Consider the following 19,515-nt stretch of genomic DNA (forward strand, 5'->3'; position numbering starts at 1 on the left):
AGTTTGTTTTTCCCCTTAGTCCCTTAAATAAAACTTCCATTCACAACTTTACCCTGTCATATCATTCAACAAATCAAATAACCTACCAAATAAGAGGATGACAGTAACGGTTGGCACTTTTTATTATTTGAAGTGTTAAAAAAGGATAGCGAGCTTCCGTAGATAGCACAAAAAGGCTGTCCACATAAGGTCTTTCTCATAACCTTATCGGACAGTCCCCTTTTTTACGCAATAAATGCCAATATTATTTAGCTTGTTATATTTAGTTTTTCTCCGCAATAAGTGAACCGCTTACATAAGCAATCAATGTTCTTTTCCATTCAGAAAAATTCTTAACGTTGAAGGATTTTACCTGAATTTAGCTTTACTAACCCTTCTTTATATTCTTCCTCAAGTTCATTCACGATTTCGTTGACTGTTTGAACTTTGTCAATCGTACCGACACCGTGTCCTGCTGATACAATGTCTTTCCACGCCTTTGAATCACTATGACTTACATCAACAATGTCCTTTTTCTTTAACTTTTCTGGATCAAGTCCAGCGTTAACAATACTTTTAATAAGATAATTCGCATTGACACCACTAAAGGCATCAGTATAAACAATGTCTTCTGCTGTCGACTCAATTAGAGTGTTTTGATAAATATCGTTTGCTAAACTTTCACTAGCTGCGATAAATCTTGTCCCCATATAGGCAAAATCAGCACCTAAAGCTTGAGTGGCAAGAATATCGCGCCCATTCGTCACACTTCCTGCAAGAAGCGTAATTCCATTCCAAAACTGTTTTACCGAAGCGATAAAAGCAAGTGGATTAAGCGTTCCCCCATGCCCACCAGCTCCATTAGAAACTAAAATAAGTCCATCAACACCGGTTTCTGCTGCTTTTTTCGCATGTGTAAGCGTTGCCACATCTGAAAAAACTAAACCACCATAGCCGTGAACGATTTCGACAACAGACGTTGGCTTACCGAGTGAGGTAATAACAATTGGTGGTTCATATTTTCTAATAAGTTCTAAATCTGATTCATAGCGTTTATTCGATTTATGAACAATCAAATTCACTGCCCAAGGAGCTATTTCTTTATCAGGATGTAATGTTTTCGCCTCAGCTAACTCTTCTTTGATTTGAGTCATCCATTCCTCTAAAATCTCTCCTGTTCTAGCGTTCAATAATGGGAATGAGCCAATAATTCCAGATTTACAAGCTTCAATGACGAGCTCCGTCCCTGAAACAAGAAACATGGGGGCACAAATAACTGGTAACCTTGTATTGTCCAAAAGTAAATCGAGCTTCGAATGTTGCATGAGCATATCCTCTCCATTTCCAAAGTTATTAAACAAAACAGTAACAAATCCTAAATATAAACTATCTTTCTATAATAGTGTAATAGACTTTCAACAATTTTCCAAGTAAAAGAGTGAATATTCCCCTAATTATGATAAAAAGATTCCCTTATGTATTGACTCAAATTATATATATCTGTAAATCGACTGTTCTAAAAAAGGGAGACGTCTCAACTCACTCTCTTATACTACTCCGCTCGAGTCACCCTTTAAGTTCTTCATTCCTATTTCTTTGTTGTATAAATAATCCTGTTTTTTTCACTTTTAAAAATAAAAAGAAGACATATATTCCATTTTTCTTCATACCCAAAATATTATTTGAATATTTTGAATTTAACTTGCATTTTTTGTGGTGAACCCGTAATATAATTATCGGGAAGCAAATTTTGTTAAGACGGTTCCTCAGAGGAAACGTCTTTTCTTTTTTGTCTTTTCTTTGGCTTTATCTCTTATTTCTTTGATATTTTTTAATCCTAGTGTGATGGAAGAAAAGATTGTGGCGACAAGCACTAGCAGTTGTAAAAAAGGCTCAAGCCACTCCAACACGATTATCTCCCCCTTTTCTTATAAAACAAGCCCTACACAGTAATGATTAAACTGGTAAGACTCATTTTCCAAAGTGAATACTAAAAAAATTACACTTTAAGATAATTATGGAATATATGTCACTTTTAATTGTATCATATTCGTAACCTTACTGGTACAAATATGAGAATATTCGTTCGATTATACCGGTTGACATTTTATATTACAATATTAATTATTACTTAATCCCTAAAATAAATAATGGAATTTCATAATAAAAAGGAAGATGGTAATAAAGTTATGACAAAGGTCGACTTATCTCTACTTCGGTTTAAAAAATACCTATCCATCCCATTCCTTCAATATATTAAAATAACATCTAGTCCATTTCCACTTACTTATTGTTTGTTTCTTCTTATCTCCTTCTCAATTTCCCTTAAAGCTTTTTTTGAACCTCTTTCCAGGTCATGCTGCATTTTTCGAGTTTGATAGTCAACAAACAAAGTGTCTATGTCATAACCTTCTGGATATAATTCTTTTGCTTCGAGTTCTAAACTCATTCGTTTAATATTAGCTTCTTTTAATTCTTCATTATGGAAGACGATAACATTATAAAAGGCGTCGACTTCTTTATAAATAATTCCAAAACCATCATAGTCGAATAATTTAACTCGGTCTCCTCTTTTATAATCATATTTCACTTTCGGCTCCACTTGAAGCGCTTTTGGTTTCCTGATGATATCCGGATTGACTAGGTTAAAGTGATAATCTTTGTTTTGCATATAACCCTTTGCTCTTTGTAACACCTGTTCATTGATTTGCATTTTCCTTGATATCCATAGAGCATTGCTTTCCCCTGATTTGCCAATCATTAATTGATATAATGGCTCCAATGTTTGCTGATTAAACTGCATCGCAGCATTCATAAAATCATCGTGCTGTTCAGAATAACGTTTAATTTCCCCATAGTGGGTAGTCGCGACAGTCATACAACCCATTTGATAAAATTCATCTAAAATTGATATAGCAAGTGCAGCACCTTCATTCGGCTCTGTGCCGCTGCCAATTTCATCAAATAGCAAGAGCGTATGATTATTTGCTTGCTTCATAATTTCGGATACATTTTTCATATGAGACGAAAATGTACTTAAAGCATTTTCTAAACTTTGATTATCACCAATGTCAACAAATATATTTTCAAAAATCGATACTTCTGTTTCTTTATCAGCCTTTATATGAAAACCGGACATCACAGCCATGGTCAACAGGCCTATCGTTTTCAAAACAATTGTTTTACCACCAGCATTAGGCCCTGTAATAACTAAACTCCGATAATCTTCTCCGATTTCAAATTGTAGAGGGACGACCTTTCCTGTTAGAAGTGGATGTTGACCACCAACTATCTTTATATAGCCATGTTCATTCACTTTTGGTTCAATCCCTTGAATGACTTTACTGAACTTCGCCTTCGCAAAAACCATATCATATTGACTAATAAGATCCATATTCATTTTGAGTTCATGATTCTTTTCGATGATCATTCCTGATAAAGTGGCTAGTATTTGATATTCCTCCATTGTCTCTTCCGCTTTTAGACTTGCTAGTTCTCCATTTAACTTCGCTACTGTACTCGGTTCGAGAAAAACGGTGGAACCTTTAGAAGAAACTTCAACAATGGTTCCCGAAACTTGATTTTTATAAGAGGCTTTTATTGGAATCGTCAACCTGCCATCTTTTTTACTAATAAAAAATTCTTGAATGTACTTTTTATTAGCACTGCTATTTAAAAATTTATGGAGTCGGTCATTCATTTTTTCTTCCGTCAGATCGATTTGTCTACGAATTCGCTTTAGTTCCTTACTCGCTTGTGCATCCACACGGTTATTTTTAATACAATGATTGATTTCTTCTTCTACATTTTGTAATTCAGACATTGAAAGGGCATACGATGATAAAACCGGAGCAAAAAATTCCTTCGCTAACATAAATGATTTCATTTTTCGGCATCCCCTTAAAAAGTCGGAGATGCTAATTAATTCACTCGGGTCTAAAATCATCCCTTTTTCAAGCTTTTGTACGATATTTTCTATATTTGAAACACCCATAAAAGGGATATGGCTTTCTGCATCTAAAATCGCTCTTGCCTCCGTTGTCTCATTTAAACGGTTCTTGACAACTTTTAGTTGAGAGCTCGGTTTCAGTTTATCGAGTAGTTGCTTCCCTAATCCACTTACACAATAAGATTTTACGATTTGTTTAAGCTCCTCATATTGTAACTTTTCAAATGTTGATTGATTCATTCTTTCTTCTCCTCACTATGGTTGAATGACATTCATAAATGAAGATACCTACCGATTAAATTTCAATTGTTAAGGCGATTGCTTTTAGAATTCGCTATTTGATTTTCTCCGCTAGCTAAAATATACATATAAAAAAAGCTGCGGAGATACCGCAGCTTTTTACATTTACAAGGCTTACGTCATTATGAAAGTTACGCAAATAAGCCAATAAAACTAATGGCTCCCCTCAAAAAATGACACACTTTATAAAGTATTGTAGGTATCTTCATAGGTTTGAAATAAATCCACAACAAATAAAGAGATTGAAATACCCTTTTTCTGAATTTATCTCATTAAATTTTTCCTATTTAGAACCTACCGCACTCACAAAAAGCACCTCTCATTTATATTCATTTTTCATAATTGAAATCTAATCGTTAAGCAACATGTTACTATGGTTAAAAGAAAAAGTAAACCTTTACTTCTTCCTATTGTGTTTTTGTTGTCTCCACCTGCTATTGATGACTACTTTTTCCCTTCCTCCTTTTGTTGTATCCTGTATCCTATCTAATAATTTTCACAACCAACTTGCCTCTTTCTCTTGTGGGGAGACATGTGTGACTATATCTTTCACTTATAAAAAAAGCCTGTCGACTCCCTCGATTACGAGACTTTGCCGACAAGCTAACACCTCCCTCTAAATTTCAGAGGCTTTGATTATTTTATATTAGTTACCTTAATTATTTTCACCGTGATAAAGTCGTTTTAGTCGCCAGCTTTTCTTCAACCATCTTAATAAAAAATGCATGCATTCTTGAATCATCCGTTAGCTCTGGATGATAGGAGCAGGCTAAAAATGGGCCTTGTTTGACAGCGACAATTTCTCCACCATACTCACTTAAAACTTCAACATCTCTCCCCACTTCTTTGACAAGTGGAGCTCGAATAAAGACAGCTTGTAAGTCTTCCGCAATACCCGCAACATTTAAATGAACCTCAAAACTTTCCCTTTGTCGGCCAAATGCATTTCGTTCCACAACCATATCGATAAATCCTAAATGTCCTTCTTCTTTATCGACGAGAGATTGAGCCATTAAAATCATGCCAGCACATGTACCGAATACAGGTTTACCTGCTTCACCAAAAGCTCGTAAAGGTTCTAGAAAATCATATTTATCAATGAGTTTCCTCATCGTAGTAGATTCCCCACCAGGTAAAACTAAACCATCGATTTCTTTTAGCTGCTCTGGACGTTTAATTTCCTTTGCCAAAGCTCCATTGTTTTCAAGGAAACGAACATGCTCAGAGACAGCTCCTTGTAAGGAAAGGACGCCAATTGTTGCCATTACCAACCGCGCTCCTGCATACGCTCTGCTTGTGATAAAGTTGAGATTTCAATTCCTTTCATCGCGCTTCCTAAATCTTTAGATAACTCCGCGATTAATTTATAATCTGTATAATGAGTTGTCGCTTCTACAATCGCTCTCGCAAACTTTTCTGGATTATCTGATTTAAAAATTCCTGAACCAACAAAGACACCATCTGCTCCTAATTGCATCATTAACGCCGCATCAGCAGGAGTAGCGACTCCACCAGCAGCAAAGTTAACAACTGGGAATTTACCCGTCTCTTTAATTTCTAATAATAATTCATATGGAGCACCAAGGTTTTTGGCTTCAGTCATTAATTCATCTACTGACATCGCAACAACTTGTTTAATCTGAGCTTGCATTTGTCTCATATGGCGAACAGCTTCCACGATGTTTCCTGTTCCTGGCTCTCCTTTAGTACGGATCATGGATGCCCCTTCACCAATTCTACGAGCTGCTTCGCCTAAATCACGAGCACCACATACGAATGGAACAGTGAAATCACGTTTATTTAAGTGATACACTTCATCAGCAGGAGTTAATACTTCACTTTCATCAATGTAGTCCACACCCATCGCTTCCAAAATGCGTGCCTCAACAATATGGCCAATTCTCGCTTTAGCCATTACAGGAATAGAAACAGCGTTCATAACTTCCTCCATAATAGTCGGGTCAGCCATTCTTGCGACACCACCAGCAGCACGAATATCAGATGGTACTCGTTCTAGGGCCATTACAGCAACTGCTCCAGCTTCTTCCGCGATTTTCGCTTGCTCAGCATTGATGACATCCATAATAACGCCACCTTTTTGCATTTCAGCCATACCTCTTTTAACTTTATCAGTACCTAGTAATTTTTCCATATGTAGCACCTCTCCATTTGCAATAGTTTGATTTGTTTATTATTATAAAAATAGTTTGGTTGTATTAAAAGTGTCAGTTTTTAATAATTTAATGAGGTCAGTATTTTATGGAGTGTGAATATAGATGAATATGCTTTGGTGTGAGTTGGATCGAGAAAGTGCAACACCCTTATACGAACAGTTATACTTATATATAAAAAATGAAATCGCTGACGGTCGACTTGAATATGGAACCAAACTTCCTTCCAAACGAAAATTAGCTGATTTTCTTAAATTAAGCCAAAATACGGTTGAAACAGCCTATGATCAACTGAGTGCAGAAGGTTATGTTGAAGTGATTCCTAGAAAAGGTTTTTTCGTGCAAGCTTTTGAGGATTTAGGATATACAACATCAAATGAACCAAATGTCGAAGTGTTACAGAAAAAGAAGGACTCTATTCGCTTTAATTTTCACCCAAGTCATATTGATACGAAAAACTTTCCTTTTGACAAATGGCGAAAATATACAAAGAATACACTCGATGTTCACAATCACCACTTACTCTTGTTAGGTGATAACCAAGGGGAATATGAATTGCGTCATGAAATTTCTCAATATTTATATCACTCACGAGGGGTTCAATGTAGTCCTCGGCAAATCATTGTTGGTGCTGGTATCGAAGTCCTCTTGCAGCAGCTTGTTCTCTTATTTGGCGAACAGAAGGTATATGGAGTCGAGGACCCTGGTTATCATTTAATGTTAAAAATTTTAAAAAACTATCCTCATGAAGTGATTCCACTAAATGTTGATGAAGAAGGTGTTCGTGTTAAAGAAGTGATCGGCTCTAATATTAATATTGTTTATGCCACACCCTCACACCACTTTCCATATGGAAGTGTTTTATCTGTTAATCGTCGAAAACGGTTGTTGAACTGGGCGGAAGGTGACAAGGAACGATTTATTATTGAGGACGATTACGATAGTGAGTTTCGTTATACAGGAAAAACGATCCCCTCTTTACATAGCATGGATTTTTCCGAAAAAGTCATTTATTTAGGGACCTTTTCAAAATCACTAATGCCGTCGGTTCGTATTAGTTATATGGTCTTACCTAAACCATTACTTCAACTTTATCAAAATAAATTCTCCTTCTATCATTCAACCGTGTCTCGGATTGATCAAACGGTATTGACAGAGTTTATGAAACATGGAGACTTCGAGAAACATTTAAACCGAATGCGAAAAATTTATCGCCGTAAGCTCGAGAAAGTATTAAGTTTATTAAAACCATATGAAGAGGGATTAACGATTATTGGGGAGCGTTCAGGTTTACACATCGTCCTCATTGTCAAAAATGGCATGAATGAATCCACTTTAGTTAAAAAAGCTGCCGATGCGAACTTAAAAGTTTACCCCCTCTCTGCCTATTCGATGGCCATTGATGATACGTCACCACCTCGAATATTGCTCGGATTTGCCGGGATTGCGGAAGAAGACTTGGAGTTAGCCGTTACAACGTTGTTGAAGACATGGGGATATCAGCATAAATGAAGATGAGGATGTCTGAGTGAGAGCTCACAGACATCCTCATTTTTAGTATCTACTTCAGAATTTTGAAGTTTACATTCCTTTTCCTCTATTACATTCCTAAAGCAAATAATCCAATCGCTAAAAGAACGCCTAACACTGGAATAATGACCGTGACCGCAGCAAAGGCTGGATACGCATCCTTATGTGTTTCTCCACAAATGGCCCGAATCGTTGTAACCACATATCCACCATGTGGCAGTGTATCAAGTGCACCAGAAGAAATCGCAGCTACACGGTGGAGAGCTTCTGGATCGACACCCATATCCAAGTAATGAGGGGCAACCAATGGAAGAGCAATTTGTTGACCACCAGATGAAGACCCTGTTAACCCGGCAATGACACCAACCGCAATGGCTGCCCCAATTAATGGACTTCCAGGTAAATCGGTAACCGCAGCAACCGCAGAATTAAAGGCTTCTGTATTTTTCGCGACTGCTCCAAAACCAACAACAGCAGCTGTATTCGTAATCGCAAGCAAGGCCCCCATCGTCCCATTTGAAGCAGATGTCCAAACGCTCTTTAAATATTTGTGATTTAGAGCCCATGTTGCGATAATCCCACTTGTTAATGCAATAATTAAGGCAGATGTTCCAAGTGAATCATGGAAAATAAACGAAACAATTAATACAATTAATAATGGAATAGCTGAAAGCAGTGGATTTGGCAAATCTTGCTTTTCAATAACCGGATCCCCGTCACGAGCTTCAAACTTTTCACCTTTGGCGACTGCTCTATCAATGATTTTTTTCAATAACCAATAGCCACTAATAGCCATAAAAATGGCAACGATTAAACTGACTTCCCAGGCAGCATAAGCGGTCGTTCCTAAAAACGGAATTGGTATCCAATTTTGAATCTCTGGTGAACCAGCTGAAGTCATCGTAAATGTAACCGAACCAAAGGCTAAGGCAGCCGGGATAAATCTTCTTGGTAAATTGGCTTGTTTAAATAGACTAAGAGCCAAAGGAAAAACAGAGAAACCGACAATAAATAAACTAACACCACCATAAGTTAATATCGCACATGCAGCAACGACCGCGGCAACGGCGTATTTGACACCGAGACGGTCCACGACCCATTTCGAGACACTATCAGCCGCTCTTGCATCGCCCATCACTTTCCCGAAAATAGACCCTAACAAAAACATAATAAACCAAGAGGCAACAAAACCAGAGAAACCTTCCATGTAACTACTTAACATACTGATTTCCCCTTCAGCTACCATTTGTGGAAACAATGGTATCCCACTAAAGACAGCTAAAAATAATGTAGATAAAGGGGCAGCAATTAATAAATTCATTCCTCGCATCGTTAATATAATTAAAAGGGCTAAACCACCAACAAGGCCGATCACACTAAAGATCATTTCTATTTCCCTCATTTCAATCATTTATTTTTTGTATGCGCTTTCATATAAATCTTAAAAACGAACTAAAAGGACTTATTGAGCTACGTATCCGCCGTCAATAACTAATGCTTGACCAGTTACGCCTTTTGCCTGATCACTTGCAAGAAACATTGCGTAATCAGAAATCTCTTGGACTGACAACAGTCTTTTTTGTGGAACTAACGGAAAAATAACCTCTTCTAATGCTTTTTCAAAGGACACACCACGATTTTGAGCCAAGTCCTTTAACTGATTTTGGACAAGAGGAGTGTCAACATAACCTGGACAAAGAGCATTAACCGTTATTCCATATTCAGCTGCTTCAAGAGCTGCTACTTTCGTTAAGCCAATTACCCCATGCTTAGCACTGTTGTACCCCGCCTTACCAGAGAAACCGATTAACCCATTAATGGAAGCCATATTAATGATTCGTCCAAAAGACTGCTTTTTCATAATAGGTAGGGCATATTTTGTTGCGATAAATGGGGCGATAAGCATCACTTTTGTCATCAACTCAAACGTCTCCGTTGAAAAATCTTCAATTGCTGAAACATGTTGAAAACCAGCATTATTAATTAGAACATCTAACCTTCCATAATGAGCGACCGTTTGATCGATTGCCACTTGCAAATCTGCTTCAACCGTCACATCACATTTCATCCCTAAACAATCATAACCCTCTTGTTGACATTCCGTCGTTACTTGCTTCAATTTCTCTTCATTCAAATCTGTGAACACTACTTTTGCACCGCTTTTAAGAAAAGAAAGACCGATTTCGTAACCAATGCCACTCGCAGCACCTGTAATAAATACCACTTTATTTGTAATCATTTCTAGTAACCTCCTAATTGATGTTTTTTAACACATTTGATTTAGTCAAAATACTTTTTTAAATCGTTACAAAAAAACGTTTTCAAAAATGGATTTAGGCTTTCTTTAAATCCATCACCCCTTCCCTCACCACTATTTATAAGCAAAAAACGCGCCAACTTTTAATAAAAAGAAAATGTCCATTTAATCGCCTTTTTATCACCCCAAAAAAATCCCCTCTCCAATATGTTGGAAAGAGGACATTTTAAAAAGTGGTTTTATTCTTCAAAAAGGCTTAACATATAACATTCCGAAAACTTGGAACAATTTCCGTGAATTCGGAAAACTATAAATTATACTTCTTAATTTTTTCATATAGACTCGATTTACCAATTCCTAATAAGTTCATAACTGCATTTTTATCTCGATTACATCGTTTGAAGGCCTGTTCAATTGTCTCTTTTTCTGTTTTTTCAAGAATTTCTTTTAACGTTCCTGTTGTTTTTATGAGCTCCTCATCACTATAAAATCGTTCAGGTAAATCTCTTAAATGAATCATATCCGTATTCGTTAAGTGGACAGCCGATTCAATCACATTTTCTAATTCCCTAACATTACCTGCCCACTCGTCTGCATGAAATACCTTCATCACATCAGGAGCAAAATCAACCACTCGTTTGCCTGTCCGATTCGTAATTTTATATAAAAGATATTTGGCGAGAACCCGGATATCTTCTGGACGTTCTCTCAAAGGGGGAATTCGAAGCTGAATTACATTAATTCGATAAAATAGATCCTCACGGAAACGTTGATCCATTATCAACTGTTCTAGTGGTTGATTTGTTGCCGCAATTATCCGCACATCAATTTTTTCCGTTTGGATATCTCCTAATGCTTCAATTTCTCCTTCTTGTAATACACGAAGGATTTTGACTTGTGCACTTAACGGCATATCGCCAATTTCATCGAGAAAAATCGTCCCACCGTTTGCCAGCTGAAACTTTCCCTTTTTCCCCCCTTTTTTTGCTCCAGTGAAGGCTCCTTCTTTATATCCGAAAAGTTCAGATTCTAATAAATGATCCGGTATGGCAGCACAGTTTACCTTAATAAATGGCTTTTGATTTCTTTCACTTAAATGATGAATACTGTGGGCAAAAAGTTCCTTTCCTGTACCGCTTTCCCCTCTTAATAAAATGGAAACATCACCTGGGGCTACTTTTTTATTTTTTCTTTTAAGTCATTCAATTGACTAGAGCTTCCGACAATATCATGAAGCGTATAGGTTACCCCATGCTGGTGATTTAATTGTTTACGATAATTCTCTAATGCTAATAGAAGATCCTTAATATGACTGTTCATCTTCATCCATTCTTCTGTGTCGCGAAACAGAACCGTACCGACCGCCCCGACTACCTTATTGCCTGAACGTACAGGAATTCGGTTGGCAATCATATGATTACCTCGGATGTACTGAATATCGGCAATTTCTTCTACACCACTTTGGACAACAAGATGCATTCTTGTGTTTTCAATTACCTCTGTCACATGTTGACCAATCACCTCTGCTTTATCAAGTTCAAGAAATTGGCAGTAGCTATTATTTATATACGTAATGATTCCGCTTACATTTACGACTATTAAACAATGGTAAGCATTTTCAAAAATTGTCTCAAAAATTTCATCCTTATATCGTTCTTCTAAAGGAAACATTTTGTACCCCCACTAATAAAAACTTCTACGCATTTTGTTTATGTTGATAATAAGTATGATAGATAACATTAGCCACTTCTTGATAACCTAAAGCATTCGGGTGCACATGATCTTCTGACCACATAGAATCATTCCCAGCCATTGGGTGATTCCAAAAATCGATTAAACATAAGCGATGTTTTTCACTAAGGTCGTGAATAATTTGATTTGCTTCTTTTAATTGGCTTTGTACAATCACCTTTTTTGCATTTGCTAAAGATAATCGTTTTGTAAAATCCGGTAGCTTAGCCACAATGATATCTGAACCTGCTTCAACAAAGGACTCAACCATGCCAATAATGTTTTCAGAGAAGCGATTCGTATTCCAACCACCTTTTAAAATATCATTCGCTCCTGCTATTAAACTGACAATTGTTGGGTTTAGCGACAAAGCTTCTTTTAATTGAGTACGGCGAATTTCAGTTGAGTTAAGCCCTCTTTTAGCCAGATTTTGGAATGGTAATGGCTCTGGATGTTTTTCTACAAAGTGATCCACCCAACTCCGACAACTCAAATCCTCCGTATGATCACCAATTCCTTCTGTTAAACTATCCCCGATTGTAACAAACATCTTTTAACCTCCTTAAATCATTCCTATTTTGTATCGTTCAAATAAAAGATAACGATTCCTCTCTAGAAAACCTTAGAGTAAAGTTTTTTAGGTGATCATCGATTGTTTTTCAAAAAATTAAACCCTTTCATTTAAATGGAAAAAGTCAGTTTATTCATTTATTATATAATCTTCTACTCACATCATCAATGACACCTCTAATAAATTAGATAACTTGAAATGACCAGATTAAGCAAAATAAGATATGGAAATGATGATCGGGCCGTTAATTGTTCAAAAAAAACAGAGGAAATGAATAAACTCCTATGTCCTCTGTTTATATTTATGCTCTAGTTAAGAATAATCTTGTATCGGGGCAGGCTCAACCTTTTCCAACCTTTTATGGAGGGAATACATAACTTTTTGAGGTTGTTTTATCACCTCGAGGTCGACATCAAACTTGAATGTCTCTCTTTTTTCCATTGTATAAGCTGGCCAGTTAATCTCATTCACACTTTTTAGGTTCCCATCGTGCACAAATTGAATCCATGCTTGATGCATGTGCTCAGCAATCCTTCGATCTTCTTCTGCAACATTTTTTTGATTAAACCATACATAAGCCACCTCAATCCCATGACTCGCCTTCCATTCTTTACGATGAGAATGCTCGCGATCAAAACGGTACATCCAAATACGAGAAGTGTTCTCAAGTAATCGGTCAGCAAATCGGATCGCTGGAAAGGTAAAAATAACCCATGTTGCTAAATTCACATACAATTTTCTCGATAAGTTTGGAAAAGTCGTCATTACTCGGGCAAATGGCGTAAACTCACGCCCAGATGCTTCTTTCAAAACATGCTTCATGCTGTCGAGATTCGGGTTATTCCAACGTTCGTCTTTTAAATTAAAAATTTGCCATTCGTCACGAGTCGTTCCGATTAAAACTGGCATATCTTTATGTACATATTTATTCATTTCAATTTCTGGTAAGCCAAATAGATGAATTCCATCAATGACCGGGCAAAGCTCCAACATTTTTACCTCTGTCGAAGCTTCTAAAAGTTTTTCAGCAGGAAGTGTTGTTAAATCACTGTGATCTTCTACCTCAATCTTTTTCAACAGCTTATTCGTCACCTTTTTGGCCCTTTCTTTCTCAATCGCCACTCTTCCGGCTCCACTTTGTAAGATGGCTTTATGATAATAACCTTTTGCTTCTGGCATCGCCATTAAAGTAGCTACACTCATCGCACCCGCCGATTGCCCGCTAATCGTGATATTATTCGGATCACCACCAAAAGCTTCAATGTTTTCCTTCACCCATTTCAGAGCACAGAGCTGATCCAAAATACCTGCATTGCCAGAGTCTTTATATGATTTCTTTGCCTCTTCTAAACATAAAAAGCCAAAAACTCCTAGGCGATAATTGATCGTCACCACAACGACATCACCATTTTTGGCAAAAGTTGCACCGTTATAATCATTGCCGGACCCATATAAAAAAGCGCCACCATGTATCCAAAATAAAACGGGACATTTTGCTCTCTTATTTTTTGTTGGGGCATAAATATTTAAGTATAAGCAGTCCTCACTCATTTTTTGAGTCGTTGCTCCTAATGCCTCCATAAGACGTGTGTGATTTTGCATCGCATTAGGCCCAAACGCTTTTGTTTCCTTCACTTCTAGCCATGGTTTAATCGGCTTCGGTGCTTGAAACCGCAAAGAACCAATAGGAGCTTCGGCATAAGGAATTCCTTTCCATTCAGCATAATCTTCATATTCAGCACCGCATATTTTCCCACTTTTAGTTGTAACGATAACATCCTTCACTATGTACACTCTCTTTCACTTGTTATTCCTACTCATTACAAAAGTTCATATTTTTATTTTATCATTTTCTTCATTAATAAAAAAAGAAACTTAATACAGCTTAAGGTTGGGATTACTAAACAAATCATGAGAGATTGGATCAAAACAAAAAAAGACTTCACAAAAGTTCATAACATTACTTTTGGAAAGTCCTCCATTTTTAATTTAAGATGGCATTCCTAAAATCGATTTCGGCTCTAAAAATTCTTCTATTCCATAATCTCCCCATTCGCGTCCGATTCCTGATTGTTTAAACCCTCCGAATGGTGCCCCAAAATCACCTTTAGCATTATTAATCGTAATTCTTCCAGCACGTAAGCTAGTGGCAACCTTCCTCAATAATTCTGGCTCTTCACCATAAACATAACCAGCTAATCCATAAATTGAGTCATTGGCAATTTCGATCGCTTCATCGAGGTCTTCATAGGTAATGATTGACATTACAGGACCAAAAATTTCTTCTTGGGCAATCGTCATATCATTTTTAACATCGGAAAAGACAGTAAGCTGACTATAAAAACCTTTTTCAAATCCTTTTGGTTTGCCTGTTCCACCAGCAATCAACTTTGCTCCTTCATCTTTCCCTTTTTGAATGTATGATTGAACGGTTTCCCATTGTTCCTTTGATACTTGAGGTCCCACTTTTGTATTTTTATCCTTTGGATCCCCGATTGTAAACTCTGGTAATACCTCTTTAACAGCTTCGATAAACTCATCATGAATAGATTTTGGAATAATCGTTCTCGTTGCCGCCGTACAAACTTGGCCCGTATTAAAAACAACACCAGAAACAGCTGTTTTTGCTGCTTCTCTAATATTTGCATCTGGAAGAATGACAAGTGGAGATTTCCCACCTAATTCTAGTGAGACCTTTTTTATATCTTCGGCAGCATTTTTCATAATTTTCTCTCCAACTCCACCAGACCCTGTAAAGGAGACAAAGTCAATATCTCGATGAGAGCTAATCGCATCGCCAATCGTTGAACCACTGCCATTAACTAAATTAAAAACTCCTTTTGGAAGCCCAGCCTTCTCAAATATTTCAGCCATAATGATTGCAGCGAATGGCGTCTTTGATGCTGGTTTTAATACGACTGTACTTCCAGCCGCAAAGGCACTAGCTAACTTTGTTGCCGCTTGATTAGTCGGGAAATTCCAAGGGGTAATTAAACCCGCGACGCCAATGGCATCCTTTTGAACTACATGTCCGCCACGGTCTTCCACAAATTCAAAATCTTTTAATTCCTTGGCCGCTTGTTTAAAATGTTGATAGCCCATTTCATATTGAACGGATTCACTATTAGAAATCGGAGAACCTAATTCTTCTGTAATGACATTAACTAAATCTTCTTTTCGATTTTCGTATTCTTGGGCAATATTTTCTAGTAACGCAATACGTTCTACATTTGTCGTTTGAGAAAAGAAAGGAAAAGCCTCTCTAGCTGCTTGAACCGCACGATCTAAATCTTCTATTGTCCCAGCACTAATTGTTCCCATTACTTCTTCTGTTGCTGGATTAATCACATCGATTGTCTCTGTTCCTGTAGATTCAACCCACTCACCATTTATATAATGTTTTGTATAGTTACGCATGAAATCCAGCTCCTTTAATTCATAATCTGTTTCTAGTCTTTCTATCCCCATTCCCTCTGTAAATTAAACGTTGCTTTGTCAAATAAAAGAGGGGAAACGTTATTATGGGATGTGGTATGAATCGAGTCGAAATATTAAAACCCAGGAAATATGTTTCTAATCAAAATGTACTTTAATACCCTCGCCAGCCAAACTAAAAAAATGAATAGTAAAAAGAACATTCCCATTAACTATGAGAATGTTCCTAAATTCATGATTATCTTTTCGGTGCTAACTCATAAGCTGACTCAATTGCAGCTATCATACTTGTTTCAGCCGCAATATTTTTCCCGGCAATATCAAACGCAGTTCCGTGGTCAACAGAAGTACGGATAATCCCACCTTTTAATCCGACGGTAATATTAACGCCATCTTCAATCCCCATTACTTTAATTGGAGCATGCCCTTGGTCATGATAACAAGCGACAACCATATCAAAGTCTCCGCGACCCGCTCTAAAGAATAACGTATCAGCTGGTAGTGGTCCAATAACATTCATTCCTTCGTTTTGGGCTTTTTTAATTCCTGGTTCCAGCTTTTCTTCTTCTTCCCCATTTCCGAACAAGCCATTTTCACCAGCATGAGGATTAATCCCACAAACGGCTATTCGCGGATTGTCAAAACCTGCTTTTGATAAAGTATCATGGGCTAACTTCACTACTTTATACGTTCTTTCTGGATTAATACTTTCAATAGCCTCAATAAGTCCCATATGTGTAGTTAAGTGAATGACTTTTAAATTTGGTGTCGTCAACATCATTGAGAAATCTTCTGTATCTGTTAATTTAGCCAAAATCTCCGTATGACCTGGGTACAAGTGGCCACCTTTGTGCAATGCTTCCTTATTTAAAGGAGCTGTGCAGATGGAGTCAATTCTTTTCTCTTTTGCAAGCTCAACCGATTTAGCTAAATATTGATAAGCTGCATCTCCTGCTACTGCTGAAACCTCACCAAAAGGTAGGTCAAAAGGAACGATATCTAAATCGATCACATCGATTGTGCCATGTTCAAACTTAGCCTCTTCAGGAGCACTGACTCGATGAATCTCCAAATCCAACTCAACAATAGGTTGTACCTTTTCTAAAATTTTGGCATCCCCTATGACAACTGGACGACATTTGTTATAAACTTCTTCATGGTTTAAGGCTTTAACAATGATTTCTGGACCGATTCCAGCCGCATCTCCCATTGTTATACCAATTATTGGTTTATTGTTCAATGACATTAACTCCCTTCAATTTTCGAATAGCATCAATAAATACTTCTTCTTTTCCAAATCCTCCTGCTTTTGTAATCGCAAAAAGGTGGTCGATGCCGATAAAGCTCGATATCGGTACGCCGACTTCCAACTCATCATACAGTTTGAAACCAGCGACATTCCATTTATCACAAATTTTCTTGGCTGTATCTCCACCCGTCATGACAATCCCTTGGAATAAGTCTTGTTTGAGTAGGCGAGAAGCAACTTCTCCAATCATTGTCACAATTTCACGGCTCGTTGCTGTGAAATCAAAACCATTCTTTGTCCCAATCTCTCTTGCATAGGCAATATCTTCTTGTTCTCCTGCAGAATAAATGACCACATCTTTTCCTAATTTTGCTGCACTTACAACCTCTTGATAAACACGAGATATTTCCTCTGTTCTCGTGTTAGAGTCTGAAACAGCTTTATAGGATTTCATTTCGATAGCAAAAACATCATCTTCTAATAGTCTTGTTAATTGATTTCTAGAATTCACATTGACACTTCCAACAACCGTTAAGACAGGCTTCTTTATATTGACTATTTGATACTTTTGAGGCTTTTGTTTTAGATTATAAAAAGCAGGAAGATAATTTGCTAAACCAGCTGAACCGACCCAGCCAATCGAGTCCTTAAGTCCTTCTGCTTTTTTAAGCAATAATTGTAAATCCTCTTCTGATTCGGAATCTATGACAATAAATTTAATATTTTGCTCTTTTAATTTTGATAACTCTAAAGCAAAAACGTCTACATCTTCTGAACGAAGAACTTCTAAATTAATGAGACCGACTTCCTCTCCCATTTGCTCTTTTAATAGAGTTGGAATATGGGATTCTTTCACAGGGGTAACTGGATCATTGGCAATTTCTGTTTCAGATAACAAACGTTCATTTAAGTAATGGTATCCATTTATTACTTTTCGGCCATTTTTAGGATAGCCTGCTGCAATAAAAATAAAGTCAGTCTGTAATTGATTATGGAAACCGATTAATTCATGCCCAATGCTTCCACGCATCGTTGAATCTATTTTTTTATAAATGTTCGTGATTTGATGTTCAAGCAAAAAACGGGTTACCTTTTCAACGATTTCTTTAGCTTCCTCGCCTTTTTTCGCTCTGCTATCCGTATCAAAAACAACCGCTTCATTTTCTGTTATATTTTCGGCGTCCATTTTAAAAAAAACAGATGTTTGCAATCCATACTTTGCAAGTTGAACGCCACTATCATTAGCTCCTGTTAAGTCGTCTGCGATGATTGCTAAATTCATAGTAACTCTCCTTTTTAAAAATCAAATGGAAGAAAGCCATTAAATGATGACTTTCTTCTATTTTATCTACATCGTTGCGTTTATTTCTTTCACTTCTTTACCTGTCTTTTTCTCAAGTCGTTTCGCTAAAAACCCTATAAAGATTGGTAATAATATCGCCGTTGTAACAACACTCGCCGCCACTTGAACGGTAGCGAGCTCAGCCATCGGCATAAAGGAGACATTGGCTGCTGCGATCGCCATCGGTGTACCAACAGCATTTCCTGCCGTCGAGCCTTCTGCAGTTCCAACAATTGGGTTCCATCCAATCCATTTAAAAATTAAATAGCCAATTCCACCTGTAAATAATACTGTCATAACTCCTAGTAAAATTCCGCTAATTCCACCTTGAATGATTGATGTAAAGTTAATTCCCATTCCAAGAGAGAAGGCGAAGAAAGGAACAAGTTTGTCACTTCCTTTGTGTAAAAAATCACCCATGTCTTTGTCTAAGTTACCAATAACTACCCCAACGAGTAAAGGAAGTAAAACGGCTACAAAATCTACTGGTGAAAACATTCCTTCTGCAAAACCCATTGTACCAAAAATGGCTAACGCTACCATCGTTAAAAACGGTCCATCACTTAAAGCAAGAAATGGATAAGCGGCTTTATCATCTTCTTTTCCATATTGACCAGCTAAAGCAATGTAAAGACCACCGTTAGAATTTGTCATCGCAGCAATAATTGCGATTGGAGCTAATCCCATAAATAAACCATTTGAATCCGCTAACATAATGGCAATAAGACCAATGCCAGCTCCAATAACCCACTTAAAGGTTAATAAGGTTAAACCTTTTTTTACCGATGTACCCGCTGTCTTAAACGTAATTTGTGTACCAGCTATTAATAAGAATAAAGCAATTAGTGCACTTGAACTGTTTACAAATAAAGCTTCAGTAAATCCACCTATTCTTAATAAGTTCGGGAAAAATGTATTAATGGCTGCTGCAAGTAATAAGGGAACAACCATCATCCCACCAGGAATTCGATCTAAGGTTGCTTTAATTTTCATTGTTTTTT

14 protein-coding genes and 1 pseudogene are annotated in these 19,515 nt (G+C 37.1%); 1 reads left to right on the forward strand and 14 read right to left on the reverse strand.

The features are described 5' to 3' along the window. Positions 1 to 332: 332 nt before the first annotated feature. From BALCAV_RS16475 to pdxS, 5 genes are all read right to left on the reverse strand, one after another. Complete coding sequence (locus BALCAV_RS16475; RefSeq protein WP_003323220.1) at positions 333 to 1,304, reverse strand: NAD(P)H-dependent flavin oxidoreductase; 972 nt, start codon at positions 1,302 to 1,304, stop codon at positions 333 to 335. A gap of 441 nt (positions 1,305 to 1,745) precedes the next feature. Continuing rightward, the gene (locus BALCAV_RS22580; RefSeq protein ID WP_168771640.1) at positions 1,746 to 1,889 is read right to left on the reverse strand and encodes a hypothetical protein; all 144 of its coding nucleotides are present in this window, start codon (positions 1,887 to 1,889) and stop codon (positions 1,746 to 1,748) included. Between the two features lie 377 nt (positions 1,890 to 2,266). Then, complete coding sequence (locus tag BALCAV_RS16480; RefSeq protein ID WP_003323219.1) at positions 2,267 to 4,168, reverse strand: endonuclease MutS2; 1,902 nt, start codon at positions 4,166 to 4,168, stop codon at positions 2,267 to 2,269. Positions 4,169 to 4,893: 725 nt separating this feature from the next. After that, entirely contained in the window at positions 4,894 to 5,493 is a 600-nt protein-coding gene (gene pdxT / locus BALCAV_RS16485) for a pyridoxal 5'-phosphate synthase glutaminase subunit PdxT (protein WP_003323218.1), read from the reverse strand. After that, the gene (pdxS, locus tag BALCAV_RS16490) at positions 5,493 to 6,380 is read right to left on the reverse strand and encodes a pyridoxal 5'-phosphate synthase lyase subunit PdxS (protein ID WP_003323216.1); all 888 of its coding nucleotides are present in this window, start codon (positions 6,378 to 6,380) and stop codon (positions 5,493 to 5,495) included. Before pdxS ends, pdxT begins: the two co-directional genes overlap by 1 nt. Before the next feature lie 124 nt (positions 6,381 to 6,504). Between pdxS and pdxR the strand changes: the two genes are divergently transcribed. Then, complete coding sequence (gene pdxR, locus BALCAV_RS16495) at positions 6,505 to 7,911, forward strand: MocR-like pyridoxine biosynthesis transcription factor PdxR (RefSeq protein WP_003323215.1); 1,407 nt, start codon at positions 6,505 to 6,507, stop codon at positions 7,909 to 7,911. Between the two features lie 88 nt (positions 7,912 to 7,999). Here pdxR and BALCAV_RS16500 read toward each other — a convergent pair whose 3' ends face one another. The 9 genes and pseudogenes from BALCAV_RS16500 to BALCAV_RS16540 all read right to left on the reverse strand — a co-directional run bounded on the left by BALCAV_RS16500 (position 8,000) and on the right by BALCAV_RS16540 (position 19,507). Next, complete coding sequence (locus BALCAV_RS16500; RefSeq protein WP_040324141.1) at positions 8,000 to 9,313, reverse strand: GntP family permease; 1,314 nt, start codon at positions 9,311 to 9,313, stop codon at positions 8,000 to 8,002. Between the two features lie 78 nt (positions 9,314 to 9,391). Continuing rightward, entirely contained in the window at positions 9,392 to 10,168 is a 777-nt protein-coding gene (locus BALCAV_RS16505) for a 3-hydroxybutyrate dehydrogenase (protein ID WP_003323213.1), read from the reverse strand. Between the two features lie 325 nt (positions 10,169 to 10,493). Next, positions 10,494 to 11,857: pseudogene (locus tag BALCAV_RS16510) on the reverse strand (sigma-54 interaction domain-containing protein). 25 nt (positions 11,858 to 11,882) lie between these two features. After that, entirely contained in the window at positions 11,883 to 12,467 is a 585-nt protein-coding gene (locus BALCAV_RS16515) for an SGNH/GDSL hydrolase family protein (RefSeq protein WP_003323211.1), read from the reverse strand. Between the two features lie 333 nt (positions 12,468 to 12,800). Continuing rightward, entirely contained in the window at positions 12,801 to 14,273 is a 1,473-nt protein-coding gene (locus BALCAV_RS16520) for a carboxylesterase/lipase family protein (protein ID WP_003323210.1), read from the reverse strand. A gap of 204 nt (positions 14,274 to 14,477) precedes the next feature. Next, positions 14,478 to 15,905 (reverse strand): aldehyde dehydrogenase family protein, encoded by a 1,428-nt coding sequence (locus BALCAV_RS16525; protein WP_003323209.1) that lies wholly within the window; start codon positions 15,903 to 15,905, stop codon positions 14,478 to 14,480. Positions 15,906 to 16,161: 256 nt separating this feature from the next. After that, complete coding sequence (gene pdxA, locus BALCAV_RS16530; protein WP_235213133.1) at positions 16,162 to 17,133, reverse strand: 4-hydroxythreonine-4-phosphate dehydrogenase PdxA; 972 nt, start codon at positions 17,131 to 17,133, stop codon at positions 16,162 to 16,164. A 19-nt stretch (positions 17,134 to 17,152) separates the two neighbouring features. Then, a complete protein-coding gene (locus BALCAV_RS16535; RefSeq protein WP_003323207.1) occupies positions 17,153 to 18,454 on the reverse strand; it encodes a four-carbon acid sugar kinase family protein in 1,302 nt (433 codons plus the stop codon). Positions 18,455 to 18,520: 66 nt separating this feature from the next. Further along, on the reverse strand, positions 18,521 to 19,507 hold the full coding sequence (locus BALCAV_RS16540) for a 2-keto-3-deoxygluconate permease (RefSeq protein ID WP_040324140.1): 987 nt from the start codon (positions 19,505 to 19,507) through the stop codon (positions 18,521 to 18,523). Between the last annotated feature and the right edge of the window lie 8 nt (positions 19,508 to 19,515).

Origin of the sequence: Alkalihalobacillus alcalophilus ATCC 27647 = CGMCC 1.3604, assembly GCF_000292245.2 — a bacterium.
GTDB lineage: Bacteria > Bacillota > Bacilli > Bacillales > Bacillaceae_D > Alkalihalobacillus > Alkalihalobacillus alcalophilus.